12 protein-coding genes are annotated in these 13,236 nt (G+C 66.8%); 7 read left to right on the plus strand and 5 right to left on the minus strand.

Annotated elements, in window-relative coordinates; translation table 11 throughout:
• Nucleotides 1–483: 483 nt before the first annotated feature.
• Nucleotides 484–1,476, minus strand: a complete 993-nt coding sequence (locus tag DESFRDRAFT_RS17780) for an NAD(P)H-dependent glycerol-3-phosphate dehydrogenase (protein ID WP_005996264.1) — start codon at nt 1,474–1,476, stop codon at nt 484–486.
• A 252-nt stretch (nt 1,477–1,728) separates the two neighbouring features.
• Here DESFRDRAFT_RS17780 and ahbB point away from each other — a divergent pair, with 252 nt between their 5' ends.
• Nucleotides 1,729–2,217: a siroheme decarboxylase subunit beta gene (gene ahbB / locus DESFRDRAFT_RS17785; RefSeq protein ID WP_005996267.1), complete on the plus strand. Its 489-nt coding sequence runs from the start codon at nt 1,729–1,731 to the stop codon at nt 2,215–2,217.
• 255 nt (nt 2,218–2,472) lie between these two features.
• Here the strand turns inward: ahbB and DESFRDRAFT_RS17790 are convergent, their stop codons facing one another.
• A complete protein-coding gene (locus DESFRDRAFT_RS17790) occupies nt 2,473–3,276 on the minus strand; it encodes an enoyl-CoA hydratase/isomerase family protein (protein WP_005996269.1) in 804 nt (267 codons plus the stop codon).
• A gap of 212 nt (nt 3,277–3,488) precedes the next feature.
• Between DESFRDRAFT_RS17790 and DESFRDRAFT_RS17795 the strand changes: the two genes are divergently transcribed.
• The 5 genes from DESFRDRAFT_RS17795 (at nt 3,489) to DESFRDRAFT_RS17815 (ending at nt 10,474) form a co-directional block, all read left to right on the plus strand.
• Entirely contained in the window at nt 3,489–6,188 is a 2,700-nt protein-coding gene (locus DESFRDRAFT_RS17795) for a bifunctional acetate--CoA ligase family protein/GNAT family N-acetyltransferase (protein WP_005996271.1), read from the plus strand.
• The gene (locus tag DESFRDRAFT_RS17800) at nt 6,185–7,264 is read left to right on the plus strand and encodes an HD-GYP domain-containing protein (RefSeq protein WP_005996272.1); all 1,080 of its coding nucleotides are present in this window, start codon (nt 6,185–6,187) and stop codon (nt 7,262–7,264) included. The genes DESFRDRAFT_RS17795 and DESFRDRAFT_RS17800 overlap by 4 nt, the downstream gene beginning before the upstream one ends.
• Before the next feature lie 15 nt (nt 7,265–7,279).
• Complete coding sequence (locus tag DESFRDRAFT_RS17805) at nt 7,280–8,503, plus strand: rhamnosyltransferase WsaF family glycosyltransferase (RefSeq protein ID WP_005996274.1); 1,224 nt, start codon at nt 7,280–7,282, stop codon at nt 8,501–8,503.
• Entirely contained in the window at nt 8,500–9,504 is a 1,005-nt protein-coding gene (locus tag DESFRDRAFT_RS17810) for a glycosyltransferase family protein (RefSeq protein WP_005996276.1), read from the plus strand. Before DESFRDRAFT_RS17805 ends, DESFRDRAFT_RS17810 begins: the two co-directional genes overlap by 4 nt.
• Nucleotides 9,505–9,721: 217 nt before the next feature.
• Entirely contained in the window at nt 9,722–10,474 is a 753-nt protein-coding gene (locus tag DESFRDRAFT_RS17815) for an SDR family NAD(P)-dependent oxidoreductase (protein WP_005996278.1), read from the plus strand.
• A gap of 338 nt (nt 10,475–10,812) precedes the next feature.
• Here DESFRDRAFT_RS17815 and rnhA read toward each other — a convergent pair whose 3' ends face one another.
• Genes rnhA through DESFRDRAFT_RS17830 form a run of 3 tightly spaced genes read right to left on the minus strand, consistent with a single transcriptional unit; the run spans nt 10,813 to nt 12,502 of the window.
• On the minus strand, nt 10,813–11,301 hold the full coding sequence (gene rnhA, locus DESFRDRAFT_RS17820) for a ribonuclease HI (RefSeq protein ID WP_005996279.1): 489 nt from the start codon (nt 11,299–11,301) through the stop codon (nt 10,813–10,815).
• Nucleotides 11,294–11,815 (minus strand): hypothetical protein, encoded by a 522-nt coding sequence (locus tag DESFRDRAFT_RS17825; protein ID WP_005996281.1) that lies wholly within the window; start codon nt 11,813–11,815, stop codon nt 11,294–11,296. The genes rnhA and DESFRDRAFT_RS17825 overlap by 8 nt, the downstream gene beginning before the upstream one ends.
• Entirely contained in the window at nt 11,816–12,502 is a 687-nt protein-coding gene (locus tag DESFRDRAFT_RS17830; RefSeq protein WP_005996283.1) for an ABC transporter ATP-binding protein, read from the minus strand. It abuts the gene before it with no gap.
• A 112-nt stretch (nt 12,503–12,614) separates the two neighbouring features.
• Between DESFRDRAFT_RS17830 and DESFRDRAFT_RS17835 the strand changes: the two genes are divergently transcribed.
• A complete protein-coding gene (locus tag DESFRDRAFT_RS17835) occupies nt 12,615–13,235 on the plus strand; it encodes an arylesterase (protein WP_005996285.1) in 621 nt (206 codons plus the stop codon).
• Nucleotide 13,236 lies beyond the last annotated feature (1 nt).

A 13,236-nucleotide genomic window follows, 5' to 3' on the forward strand; every position in this document is an offset into this window, starting at 1 on the left:
GGGAAACTTTTTGAAAAAAGTTTCCCCCCGGACCCCCCTTCAAAAACTTTCAAGGGGGGTGCCGGAACACTCAGGAAAAAGGGGGATATTCTTCAGTGCTGTGAGATGGTGGAAAGCCCGTTCCTGACGAAGGCAGGAAGGCGTTGTTTCTGGCGAAGGGATGTTCGGTGCGGGTGAGGGAAGTTGCCGGCAAGCGGCAGCGTGTGCCTTGCGCCCAGGGACATCCGCCTCCGAGCCTGACGCGAGGCCGGGACAACAAAACGGAACCGCTTCCAGAGAGGGGGACGCTCGGCCGGGGGAACAGGACGACTTCCGGAGATGGGACGCCTGACCAGGGCCGGCGGGGGCGGGCGGGTCGGACGCGAAGGCGTATTCTTCAAATATGCGCCGCGCGCGGCTGCCCCGCCCGCCCCCGCCGGCCGTTCAACCAATCAAATAGCAACGGCAACGCATCGACCAATCAACGAACTCAATCAGAAAAAACTATTCGTCCTTGAGGGAACGGGTCATGAGCTCGTAAACGGCCTCGGACGGGTCCTTGTCCTTATACAAAATGGCATAGACCTGCTCGCTCAGTGGCATGTCGATGCCGAGCTTGCCGCACAGGGCATGGACCGCCTCGGTGGTCTTGACGCCCTCGGCCACCATCTTCATCTCGGCCAGAATGTCGAGGAGCTTTTGGCCCTTGGCCAGACGCAGGCCGACCTGCCGGTTGCGGGACAGGTCGCCGGTGCAGGTGAGCACCAGATCGCCCATGCCCGAAAGCCCCATGAAGGTCTGCCGCTCGCCGCCCATGGCCTTGCCGAGCCGGCTCATTTCGCTCAGCCCCCGCGTGATGAGCGCCGCCCGGGCATTGCCGCCGAATCCCAGCCCGTCGGCCACGCCGGCGGCGATGGCGATGATGTTCTTGATCGCCCCGCCAAGCTCCACCCCGCGCACGTCCGTGGAGGTGTAGACCCGGAAATACGAGGTGGAAAGCGCCTCCTGCACCTCTTTGGCCGCCTTCTTGTCCTTGCAGGCAAGCGTCACGGCCGTCGGCATTTCGCGGATGACCTCGTAGGCGAAAGACGGCCCCGAAAGCATGGCGAAACGGGGCTTGATCGCCGCCAGGGCGTCCTCGCACACCTGGGACATGGTCATGAGGCTGTCGAGTTCGATGCCCTTGCTCGCGCAAATGATCACCGCGTTTTTGGGCAGGTACTTGAGATAGCGCTGATAGGCGTTGCGGATGAACTGGCAGGGCACGGCGAAGACGAAATGCCTGACCCCGTCGGCGACGGCCGCCGCGTCGGTGCTGACCTCGAGATTGTCGGCCAGCTTGCGGCCGGGGAGATACCAGGAATTCTCACGGGTGGTGCGGATCTCGTTCATGACCGCCTGCTCACGCACCCAAAGCCGGGCGTCATGCCCCTTTTTCGCCAGCAGATCGGCCAGGGTGGTGCCCCAGCTGCCGCCGCCCAACACCGCTATCTTCATGAAATGCGCCTCCGACGGGTCCCCCCGGGCGTCGCGCCCTGGCTGCCGCGTTGCTCACGAAAGACGGAAATCCGCCTCGTGATTTTTGCGAACGTACAGCCACGCGCCCCTGGCCGGCCCCCCGTTTCAGAAATCCCCGCGCGCCGGCCCATGGCCCCAAACGCGCCTCAGGCGCGGCGTCGCGCGTGGTTGCCTCTAGCATACAAAGCCGGTAGAGACAAAGGCTTTCCAACGATGCAAGCGGGAGCGGCCATGACCACGAATGCGGCGAAAACCGAGCTGACGGACACCGACCGGGAAATACTCAAACGGGTGCAGGGCAGCCTGCCCGACTCGGCCACGCCCTATGCCGACATCGCCGCGGCCGCGGGCACGGACGAAGCCCATGTCATCGACCTGCTCTCCCGCATGACAGCAAGCGGGGAGATCAGGCGCTTCGGGGCCACGCTCAAACACCAGAAGGCCGGATTCGGGGCCAACGTCATGGTGGCCTGGTACGTGCCCGAGGAAGACGTGGACCGCATGGGGGCCGTCATGTCCAAGCGCCCCGAGATCAGCCACTGCTACCACCGGATCAACTGCCTGGACTGGCCGTACAACCTTTACACCATGATCCACGGCCGCAGCCAGGATGATTGCCAGGCCGTGGTCGAGGCGCTTTGCCGCGAGACGGGCCTCGACGACTACGCCATGCTCTTCAGCCTCAAGGAACTCAAGAAAGTCAGCATGCGCTATTGCTAGCGCGGCGATGCAATTTTTCCCGCTGGCTGTCGGTCGCGTGCGGCGCATATTTGAAGAATACGCCTTCGCGTCCGCTCAGTCCGCCCCCGCCGACCCAGGTCACGCGTCCCATTCCGGGAGTATTCGGAAAAGCCTCCGCCTTCACATTGGGTGACGCTACGCGTCCCTCGATCCCCTTGAAAAGTTTTTGAAGGGGATCCAAGGGGAAACTTTTTTCAAAAAGTTTCCCCTTGGCCGCCGGAGGCGCTCTTCCTCCTACCCGGCCGCCTGCCGGGCGGCCCGTCGTTCGGCCATGGCCTTTTTGAATTCCAGCGAATTCACGCGGTTGAGAATCAGCAGATCCTCGAGTTCCAGCGACCGGCGCAGGTCGTCCAGGTTGCTTTTGAGCAGCTTGCGGATGGCCAGCATGGTGGAGACTTGGGGCTCCCGGTAGTTGTTGGCGACCTTGATCGCCTCTTCCTCGAGGCGGGCGGCGGGCACGATCTTGTCCACGATGCCGAGGTCGAGGGCCTCCTCGGCGGAAAAACGCGGCCATTGGAGCACGTCCCCGGCCTTGCCGCCGCCGAGCAGGCGGGACAGGAAATAGCCGCCGCCGCCTTTGGGGACCGTGCCGAGCTCGGCAAAGGCGTTCTCGAACACCGTGCCTTCGCCCACGATGCGGTAGTCGCAGGCCAGGGCGCCGTTTAAGTGGAAAAACGAGACATGGCCGCTATTGGCATGGATGGTGACCTTGTTGAGGCCGGCCATGGTCACGGTATAATTGTTCACGAGGTTGAACAGGCGCTGGATGAGGAAATCCTCGCGCCGCGAGGTCAGGAAGTCGTCGAAAAACTTCAAGGTGTCGCCGGCGCCGCTCGGCTGATAGGGTCCGACGAAGATGACGACGCTCACCTGGTCGGTATGGGCGATGATCTCCAGGTGGTCGAAAAAGGTATCGATTTTTTTGAGGTCCCGGGCGTGGGTGACGAAGTGGGGCTTGGCCCGCACGATGAGCAGATTGTCGCGGCGTTCGGAGGAGAAAAATTCGTTGTCCGTGACCAGGCTGGTGGCGACTTCCATGGGACCCTCCTTGCTGGCTCGCGGCGTCCGGCCGCCGGTTCCCGGCGTCAAGTCGCCGGCTTTATTGGAACCTGCCACCGCCGCCGAAGCCTGTCAACACGACCGTCCTTCCCTCGCGCCGGCAGTCCGAAAACGCCGAAACCCCTTGCCTTGGCCGGACGAGCCTTCTATCCTTGCCCGAACCATCCCCAACCTCTGCCGCGGAGCCCTGCTTGAGCGCCCGAAGCCTTGACGCCCTGTTCCGGCCCAATTCCGTGGCCGTCATCGGCGCCTCCGCCGATCCCGGCCATGTGGGCGCGGTGATCATGAAAAACCTGCTTGGCGGCAAGTTCCTGGGGCCGGTCATGCCGGTCAACCCCGCCCATGACGCCATCTCCGGGGTGCTTTGCTACAAGTCGGTGGACACGCTGCCCCTGACGCCGGACCTCGGCGTCATCGCCACCGACCCGGACTCCGTGCCCGAGTACCTGCGCGACCTCGGCCGCCGGGGCGTGGGCGCGGCCGTGGTGCTGCCGCCGGGCTGGGCCAAGCTGCCGCGCGAGGCCAAGCGCGCCTTAAGCGCCCGCATGCTCGAGGCCGCCGCGCCGTCGGGCATCCGCATCCTGGGGCCGTCGGGGCTGGGGCTGGTCGTGCCGGGGCTCGGGCTCAACTGTTCCCTGGCCACCTCGGAAGCCATTCCCGGCCGCATCGCGTTCATCTCGCAGTCCGCCTCGCTTTTTTCCGCCGTCCTCGACTGGGCCGGCACCAAGGGCATCGGCTTTTCCCACATCCTGTCGCTGGGCGACCGGGTGGACCTCAAGTACGCCGACATCCTGGACTACATGGCCCAGGACCCGCATACGCGCTCGATCCTGCTCTACATCGAGTCCGTCACCGACGCGCGGTCGTTCATGAGCGCCTCCCGGGCGGCGGCCCGCAACAAGCCGGTGCTGGTCATCAAACCCGGTCGCAAGCTCTGGAGCATCTATCCGCCCGACCCGTCCGAGGGCCGCGACGAGGTCTACGAGGAGGCTTTTCGCCGGGCCGGCATGCTGCGCGTGGGCGAGATCGACGCGCTTTTCGACGCCGCCCAGACCCTGGCCCGTTCGCGGCCCCTGCGCGGCGAGCAACTCGCCATCCTGACCAATGGCGGGTCCATAGGCATCATGGCCGCCGACGCCCTGCTCGAAGGCGGCGGGGCGCTCGCCGACTTCGACGCCGAGGCGAGCGAATCGCTTTCCGACCTGCTCGGCCCCAACTGGCTGCGCCACGGCGTGGTGGACATGAGCTTCGACGCCGCCCCGGCCGATTACGCCGAGGCCCTGCGAGCGCTTCTGCGTTCCCCGGGCGTCAACGCCGTGCTCGTCATCCATGTGCCCTTTCCCGGCATTTCCGCCGACGCCGCCGCCACGGCCATGGCCGAGGTGCTGGCCAAGACCAACCGCACGGTGCTGGCCTGCTGGATGGGCTACGACCCGGCCTCGGGCGGAGCGCTCAAAACCCTAAACGACGCCGGCGTGCCCACCTACGAAACGCCTGATCAGGCCGTGTCCGCCTTCGTGCACCTGCTGCGCTACCGCCGCAACCAGGAACTCCTCATGGAGATGCCGGCGAGCCTGCCGAGCGAATTCGCCCCGGACCCGAACGCGGCCCGGGCCGTGGTGGAATGCGCCTTTGCCGAGGGGCGCCTCACGCTCACCGATCCCGAGGCGAAGGAGGTGCTCGGCTACTACGGCGTCACGGCCGTGGCCTCGCAGTTCACCGAGGACGCCGACGACGCCGTGGCCGCCGCCGAGGCCCTGGGCTATCCCGTGGCGGTCAAGATCGTCTCCCCGGACATTCCCCAACCCTTCGACGTCGGCGGCATCGCCCTGGACGTCACCGGCGGGGAGGCCGTGCGCGAGGCGGCCGAGGCGGTCCGGTCGCGCGCCCTGGCCCATGTTCCCGACGCCCACATCGAGGGCTACGTGATCCAGGAGATGGGCAAGCGGACCGGCGCCCACGAGGTGACCATCCAGGCCCGGGTGGACCCGGTTTTCGGGCCCTACGTCGTCTTCGGCCAGGGCGGCATCGCCGCCAGGGTGACCCGGGACAAGGCCGTGGCCCTGACCCCGCTCAACATGTCCCTGGCCCGCGACCTCATCTTTCGCACCCGCGTCGCGGCGGCGCTCAAGGGCGCGGCCGGCCAGCCCGGCACGGACATCGACGCCATCTGCCTGACCCTCAACCAGATTTCCCAGTGCGTGGCCGACCTGGAACGCATCGCGGCCATCGACCTGAACCCGATCCTGGCCACGCCCGAGGGCGTGCAGGTCATCGGCGCGGCCATACGCCTCACCCCGGAAGAACAGCCCAATCCGCACCGCCTGGCCATCCGGCCCTACCCCCGGGAACTCGAGGAGTGCGTGACCCTCAAATCCGGCCGCCACGCCATGCTGCGCCCCATCCGGCCCGAGGACGAACCGGCGCACTTCGCCTTTTTCAAGCACCTCTCGCCCGAGGACCTGCGTTTCCGGTTTTTCGGCGTGGTGCGCGAGCTGACCCATACCGAGATGGCCCGGCTGACCCAGATCGACTACGAACGGGAGATGGCCTTTATCGCCACCGCGCCGGACGAGGACGGCGCGCCCGAAACCCTCGGCGTGGTGCGGGCCTCGACAAGGCCGGACAATTCCTCGGCCGAATTCGCGGTCATCGTCCGCTCGGACCTCAAGGGGCTGGGACTCGGGCGGCTGCTCATGGAAAAAATCATCCGCTACTGCAAGGATCGCGGCACAAGGGAACTGACCGGGCAGGCGCTCATGGAAAACGGCGGCATGCAGGGCCTGGCCGACAAGCTCGGCTTTTCGGTGGTGCGCAACTACGACGAGGAAGTGGCGGAAATGCGCCTTCCCTTAAACGAGCCCGGCCCCGGGGAGACGGCTCCCGCATGAAGGCGACCGAATCCGAAGACACCCTCCCCTCACCGGAACTCAAATCGTATTTCCCGGTAAAGACCCTCTCCCTGCGCCCCTGGGGCAACGGCCGGTTCTCCGTCTACGTGCGCAAGGGGCCCAGGCTCGTGCTCTACGCCTCACGCGGGGCCGCCTTCAGCAAGGAACAGCTGGCCCGGCTGCGGTCCACGGGCACGCCGACGGTCTATATCCACCAGGGCGAGCTGCGCCATTACGAGAACTACCTGCGCGAAAGCCTCGGCGAACTGCTCCTCGACGAATCCATTCCCCTGGCCGAGCGAGCCGAGGTCTGGCACGAGAGCGCCGTTTCCCTGGCCAAATGCGTGCTCGAAGAAAAGCTGCCCCATTCCGTAAGCCGGGCCCGGTTCGAACAGATCGGCAAGCTCGTGCGCCAGACCGTGGGCTTTTTGCACGACCCCGGCGCGGTGAAAAACGTGGCCCGGCTCGTGTCCAAGGGCTACCAGGAATACCAACACGGCCTGGCCGTCATGGTGCTCACCTCGCTTATGCTCATGGACCGAAAGGGCATAAGCGAAGACCTGCTCGTCAAGGTCGGCGTCGGGGCGCTGTTGCACGACGTGGGCAAGCTCGGGCTGGCGGAAGGGCTCCTCGATCGCCGGCCGGATACCTGGACGCCCGAGGAAGAAATCCAGTTCCGCTCCCACCCGGCGCTCGGCGTCGGCCTGTGTGTGGGCCTGCCCCTGCCGCCCGAAACCCTTCACTGCATCCTTTTCCACCACGAGCAGGAGGACGGCCGGGGCTTCCCCGCCGGGCTGCCCGCCGCCGGCATCCCGCCCTATGTCAAGGCGCTTGGCGTCTGCAACATCTATGACGCCCTGACCCGGGCCTGCGTCTGGCGCCCGGCCTATCCGCCCTTCGAAGCCCTGCGCAAGATGGAGGCCCGCAAGGAGACCCTGGACAAGGGCATGTTCAAACGCCTGATCATGATTCTGGCCGATGCGGAAATACTCAAGGAAAACGAGCAACCCGCCAAGGAAACGACACCGGCCCCGGAGCCCGAAGCCGCATCCAAGCCGTCGGCCTCCAACGGCTGATGGCGCATCTCCGCCATGACCGCATCCGTCCCTTACGATCCCGACGCCTTCGACGACCTGCTTCCCCCGCGCGCCCGCTTCGCCGTGCGCCGCGAGCCCGGGCCGCCGCGCCTGAATATCTGCCTGCCCCATCTGCACCGGGAACACCTGTTCGGCGGCATGGCCTCGGCCCTGGCCCTGGCCGCCCATCTGGCCCCCCGTTACGCGGCCGTGCGCTGCCTCGTGCTCACGCCCCTGCCGGAAGCCTCCGGGCGCATCGACTGCGGCGCGGCCCTGCTGCGCCGGCCCGGGGAAGTCGTCGAGACCGTATCCCTCCATGACGGCGCGGAAATCGTCTTTCACCCGGCCGACGTGCTCCTTTGCCCCAACTGGCGCACGGTGCTCGTCTGGGAGCGGGCGGCCGCGCTTTTCGCCGCCGCCGGCATGCCCCCCATCCCCTTCTACTATTTCATCCTGGACTGGGAGCCGGGCTTTTATCCCATGGGGCTCAAGCACCTGGCCGCGGAGGGGACCTACCGCCATGGGGAATATTGCCAGGCCGTCTTCCATTCCCGCGAGCTGTACCGCTTTTTCGCCGCCAGAAACTACGCCTTTGACAACCCCGTCGTGGTCAGGCCCTCCCTGGACCCGCTCCTGCGCGCCGTGCTCGGCGGCCTTGGCGGCGCTATTCCCGCAAGACAGGGCGAACGCATAAACGTGCTCGTCTACGGCCGGCCCGGACACCACCGCAACTGCTTCCCGGCGCTTATGGCCGTCATCGCCGCCTATGCCGAGGCCTATGGGGAAAGCCAGGGCCGGGATGTCGCCTTCGTAAGCGCCGGCACGCCCCACGAGGATGTGGATTTCGGCCACGGCACGGTGCTGACAAGCCTCGGCACCCTCACCATGGCCGACTACGCCGCCGCCCTGCTCCAAAGCCATGTCGGCATGGCGCTTATGGCCTCGCCCCACCCGTCCTATCCGCCCCTCGAAATGGCCTGCTTCGGCCTGGAAACGCTCACCAACGCCTACCCGCCGGCCAAGGACCTGTCCCGGGAACACCCCCGCATCCGCAACATCGACCCGACCGATCCGAAGGGAGCGGCGGAGATGCTGGCCCAGGCCATCGAGGCGGCCAGGGCGCGCGCCGGACGGGAAACGCCGATCGTCTTTCCGAAATCGGTCAGCCCGCTCGACTGGAGCGCCAATTTCCACCGGGCCGGTCTGCCCGTGCTTGGCGGAGGGGAGGCCGCGCCGTGAAGCGCCTGGCCTGGCTGGCCAACGGCCTGTTCGCCGCCTCCCTGGGGCCGTGTCTCGCGCCCCACGGCTGGGAGGTCCAGGCCCGGCCGGTGGCGGGGGAACGCTTTTTCACCTGGGACGACCTGACCGCGTTTTTCGGCTTCGCGCCCGACGCCCTGGTCTATGGCGACAAGAGCAGCGCGCCGTTTCTGCTGGGCCTCGAGTCCTATCCCTGTCCCACGGTCTTTCACTGCATCGATTCCCACATCCACTCCTGGTATCCGCTCTACGCCCAGGCTTTCGACCTGTGCTGCGTGAGCCTCGGCGACCATCTGCCGCGCTTCGCCGCCGGCCGTCTCGACGCCTCGCGGCTGTTGTGGTCCCCGCCTTTCGCCGCGCCGGCCGACGTCCCCCGCGAGGCGGCCAAGACCCTGGACATGGTGTTCGTGGGCAAGGACGACCCGGCGCTCACCCCGTTTCGAAGCGCCCTGCTGGCCCGATTGCGGCAGCGCTTTGCGGGTTTCGCCTCGCGCACGGGCGATTTCCGGGCCATTTTCCCCACAGCCCGGCTGGTGCTCAATATCGCCGAAGGCGGCGACATGAATTACCGCCTGTTCGAGGCGCTCGGCTGCGGCTGCGCGTTGGTGACGCCGCGCATCGGCCACGGCCAGGATACGCTTTTCACCGACGGGGAGGATTACTTCCTCTACGACCAGGAGGATTTCGAAGGATTGTGCGCCCTCGTCGACAGTCTGCTGGCCGATCCGGCGCGCCGCCGCCGCGTGGCCGCCTCGGGCCTGGCCAAAATCGACGCCGGCCATCGGGCCGAGCACCGCGCCCGGGCCTTTGCCGACTGGTTCGCGGCCCAGCCCCTGGACGCCCTTGTCGCCGGCCGTCTCGCCACGACGGACGTGGTGCACGGCCGCTCCCTGCGCCCGCTCTACCTCCACTGGGCCGAGGCCCTTTCCGGCACGCCGGCGGCGAGGATCTATCTGGACGCGGCCAAGGGCGGCCGGCACTAGGGCGGTGACGCGGGGGGGGGGAACGCGGGGAGGCTCCGCCTCCCCTGCACCCCTTCGCCAGGGGGCTTGATGCCCCCCGGTCCCCCCTTCTCGGCTTTGGTCGGGTGGGGACGGGATTGGTCAGACGCGTTTTGGGAAATCGGACAAGCGATTAGGGGCATAATCCGTCGGGGCCCCAGGAAAGTGCATCACGACAGATCCAAACAAGGAGGCGCTTATGAAAATCGCGCTTGTGACCGGCGGCAGCCGGGGACTCGGTAAAAGCATGTGCCTGCATCTGGCTGAAAAAGGGCACGATATCGTCCTGACCTACCTGCACAAGGGGGCCGAAGCCGACGCCGTGGCCGCCACCATCCGGGAACGCGGACGCAAGGCCGCCATCCTGCCCCTCGACGTCTCCCGGGCCGACACCTTCCCCGCCTTCGCCGACGCCCTCGGCGAAACCCTGGAAAAGACCTGGGGACGCAAGGACTTCGACTTCCTGGTCAACAACGCCGGCTACGGCGTCGAAGCCCCGTTTGCGGAAACCACCGAAGACCAGTTCGATCAGATGATAAACGTCCACCTCAAGGCGGCGTTCTTCCTCTCCCAGCGCCTGTTGCCGCTGCTTCGCGACGGCGGACGCATCGTCAACGTCTCCACCGGCCTGGCCCGGTTCTCCCTGCCCGGCTACGCGGCCTACTCCGCCGCCAAGGGCGGCATCGAGGTACTCACCCGCTACATGGCCAAGGAACTCGGACCGCGCCACATCACCGTCAACGCCATCGCTCCGGGAGCCATCGCCACGGATTTCGGCGGCGGCGCCGTGCGCGACAACCCCAACGTCAACGCCTTCATCGCCTCCCAGACCGCTCTCGGACGCGTCGGCGAGGCCGACGACATCGGCGCGGCCCTGGCAATGCTGCTCGACGACGGGGCCGGCTGGATCACCGGCCAGCGCATCGAAATCTCGGGCGGGATGTTTCTATAGGCGGGAGCGCGAAAGCGAGAGAGGCAGGAACGGGGCGCTGCCCCGGACCCCGCCGGGGGGCGGGCGCGCCCCCCGGTCCCCCCTTCCCGGCTCTGGTCGGGCGAGGGGGGATTGGCTGGCGGGAAATCGGAGGGGTGAAGATGGAGGCGGGATTTGCCGGGACGGTGCATGTCGCTTCGCGACAAGCTCGTCCCGGACAAATCCCGCCTCCACCACGCCGTCGCCCCTGCGGGGCGAAACGATACGAGTTTTAGTTTTCGATGCCTTGCAAAAGGTCTCTACTCACCCTTTTGAAGGTTTTTCGGGAGGGTGGGGTTCCCTCCCCCGGTTCATCCCCTCTATCCCGGATACCCTTCATCAACGGGCAGATCTCTGGAATTGGCGGCTTTTTTGGCCAGCACGTCGCAGCGTTCGTTGTCCGGGTTGCCGGTATGGCCGCGCACCCAGTGGAATTTGATATTGTGGATTTTGAGCAGCGGGATGAGGCGACGCCAGAGGTCCTGGTTTTTGACCGGCTTTTTTTCGGCGTTGACCCAGCCGCGTTTTTGCCAGCCGGCCAGCCAGCGCTTTTCGATGGCGTCGTGGACGTAGCGCGAGTCGGTGATGAGCGTGACGTCGGTCGGGCTTTCCAGGGCTTCCAGCGCCTCGATGGCGGCTAAAAGTTCCATGCGGTTATTGGTGGTGAGCTTGCGCCCGCCGCACAGTTCGACGCGTTCGCCGTCGATCTCCCAGATGGCGCTGTAGCCGCCGGGGCCGGGATTGCCCAGGCAGGCCCCGTCGGTGTGGATGGTCACCGCCTGGCGCGGCGTTTTCGCTTCTTCATTCATGCTGTACTCCTTTGCCTCGGCCCGCCGCGTGGCCGAGGGCGTCGATAAAAACTCCGAGCGCGCCGAGCACGCCTTCGCGGGAGCGTCCTTCCCGGCAGGCCGCGTCCATATGCCCGCCGCCCAGATCGTTCAAGAGGCTCTCCGGCAGGGCGGAAGCGACCAGGGCCGGCGCGACCACCCGGCTATTCCGGCACTCGGGGTCGAGGTAAACCCAGACGGTCCCGGGATCGTCCGGGGACGGCGGTTTGGGCGTTCCGCCGAGCCGCAGGCGCAGGTCCAGGCCGTAGCGCCGGCGCAGATCCTGGGCCGCGCCGAGGACCTGCGCCCGGTCCTCCCCGGTCAGGATATGGCCGGGATCGGCAATGGTCCCCTCGGCCTCGGCCTGTTCGATCACGTGGTCGAAATGTTTTTGATAGGCCACGATGGCCAGGGCGAATACCCCGCCGAGCAGCAGCGCCCGGACCAGGCGCTCCAGGGGGCTGTGCCCGCGCGGGGAGAAAAAAAGCCGTTTCACTTAGGCCGCCGCCCCGTCTGTCATGCGTCCGTCGCGCAGCCTCGCCACCCGGCCGCAACGCGCGGCCAGCCCCGGATCGTGGGTGACGAGCACCAGCGTCGTGCCGGCGGCCAGGGAAAAAAGCAGGTCCATCACCCGCCGCCCCGTTTCGCTGTCGAGGTTGCCCGTGGGCTCGTCGGCAAGGAGCAGTCGCGGCCGTGGGGCCAAGGCGCGGGCCAAGGCCACCCGCTGCTGTTCGCCGCCGGAAAGCTCGGCCGGAAAGTGGTCCAGCCGGTCGGACAGCCCCACGTCCGCCAGCGCCTCCCGGGCCCGGTCGAGAGCGTCGCGACGGCCGGCGAAATCAAGAGGCAAGGCCGCGTTTTCCAGGGCCGTCATGGCCGGCACGAGATGAAAACCTTGAAAGACGATGCCCACGTTTTCCCGGCGAAAAGCGGCGAGCGCGTCCTCGTCCATGGCCGAAAGATCGTGCCCGGCCACGCGCACCGAGCCCGACGTGGCCCGCTCCAGCCCGGCCAGGAGCATCAAAAGCGAAGTTTTGCCCGCGCCCGAAGGTCCCATGACGGCCAACCGCTCGCCCGAAGCGGCGGTCAGATCCACGCCGCGCAGGATGTTGACCCGGCCGGCCCGGCTTTGTAACGTCAGGCGCACATCGGACAGCGCAATCATCTTTTCAGCCGGACCACCCATGCGAAACGCTCCTTCCTTCGTCGCCGAACGTACATACCAGCTTGCCCGGAAAAGACAATTCGGGGTCGCGGCCGCCTTTGCGCTCGCGGTCTGCCTGCTTCTCGGAGGGCTTATGACGTCTTCCGCCACGGCCGCCGACATCCGTCTGGCCGCCCTTGGCGACAGCCTGACCGCCGGCTACGGCCTGCCCGCCGACGACGCCTTTCCGGCCAAACTCCAGGCGGCGCTTAAGGCCAAGGGCCACAACGTCGTCATCGATAATTACGGCGTCTCGGGCGACACCACCATCGGCGGCCTGGCCCGCCTGGAGGGCGTCATGCGAACAACGCCCGACGGCGTCATCCTCGAACTCGGGGCCAACGACATGCTGCGCGGCCAGGATCCCGAGGCGGCCAAGGCGAACCTGAACACCATCCTGGCCCGGCTGGCCAAGGCCGGCATCCCGGTGCTCCTTTGCGGCATGCGCTCGGCCAAAAACTACGGCGCGGACTACGCCGCCGCCTTCGACGCCGTCTATCCGGCGCTGGCCCAAAAATACGACGCCGTGCTCTATCCCTTTTTCCTGGACGGCGTCACCGGCCATTACGGCCTGACCCTGGCCGACGGCCTGCACCCGACAGCCAAAGGCGTGGACGTCATCGTGGAGCGCATCCTGCCCGACGTCGAAACCTTCCTCAAACGCGTCAGCGTAGCCAAGGCCGCCAAGGCGGCCCGGGCCGACGCGAACCCGTAGC

The organism is Solidesulfovibrio fructosivorans JJ], assembly GCF_000179555.1.
GTDB lineage: Bacteria > Desulfobacterota > Desulfovibrionia > Desulfovibrionales > Desulfovibrionaceae > Solidesulfovibrio > Solidesulfovibrio fructosivorans.

What these genes read in the sequence shown, in the direction of transcription:
- DESFRDRAFT_RS17800 (WP_005996272.1), top strand. Translation starts at nt 6,185, where the DNA reads ATGAAGGCGACCGAATCCGAAGACACCCTCCCCTCACCGGAACTCAAA.
- DESFRDRAFT_RS17805 (WP_005996274.1), top strand. Translation starts at nt 7,280, where the DNA reads ATGACCGCATCCGTCCCTTACGATCCCGACGCCTTCGACGACCTGCTT.
- DESFRDRAFT_RS17815 (WP_005996278.1), top strand. Translation starts at nt 9,722, where the DNA reads ATGAAAATCGCGCTTGTGACCGGCGGCAGCCGGGGACTCGGTAAAAGC.
- ahbB (WP_005996267.1), top strand. Translation starts at nt 1,729, where the DNA reads ATGACCACGAATGCGGCGAAAACCGAGCTGACGGACACCGACCGGGAA.
- DESFRDRAFT_RS17780 (WP_005996264.1), bottom strand. Translation starts at nt 1,476, where the DNA reads ATGAAGATAGCGGTGTTGGGCGGCGGCAGCTGGGGCACCACCCTGGCC.
- rnhA (WP_005996279.1), bottom strand. Translation starts at nt 11,301, where the DNA reads ATGAATGAAGAAGCGAAAACGCCGCGCCAGGCGGTGACCATCCACACC.
- DESFRDRAFT_RS17790 (WP_005996269.1), bottom strand. Translation starts at nt 3,276, where the DNA reads ATGGAAGTCGCCACCAGCCTGGTCACGGACAACGAATTTTTCTCCTCC.
- DESFRDRAFT_RS17835 (WP_005996285.1), top strand. Translation starts at nt 12,615, where the DNA reads ATGACGTCTTCCGCCACGGCCGCCGACATCCGTCTGGCCGCCCTTGGC.
- DESFRDRAFT_RS17830 (WP_005996283.1), bottom strand. Translation starts at nt 12,502, where the DNA reads ATGGGTGGTCCGGCTGAAAAGATGATTGCGCTGTCCGATGTGCGCCTG.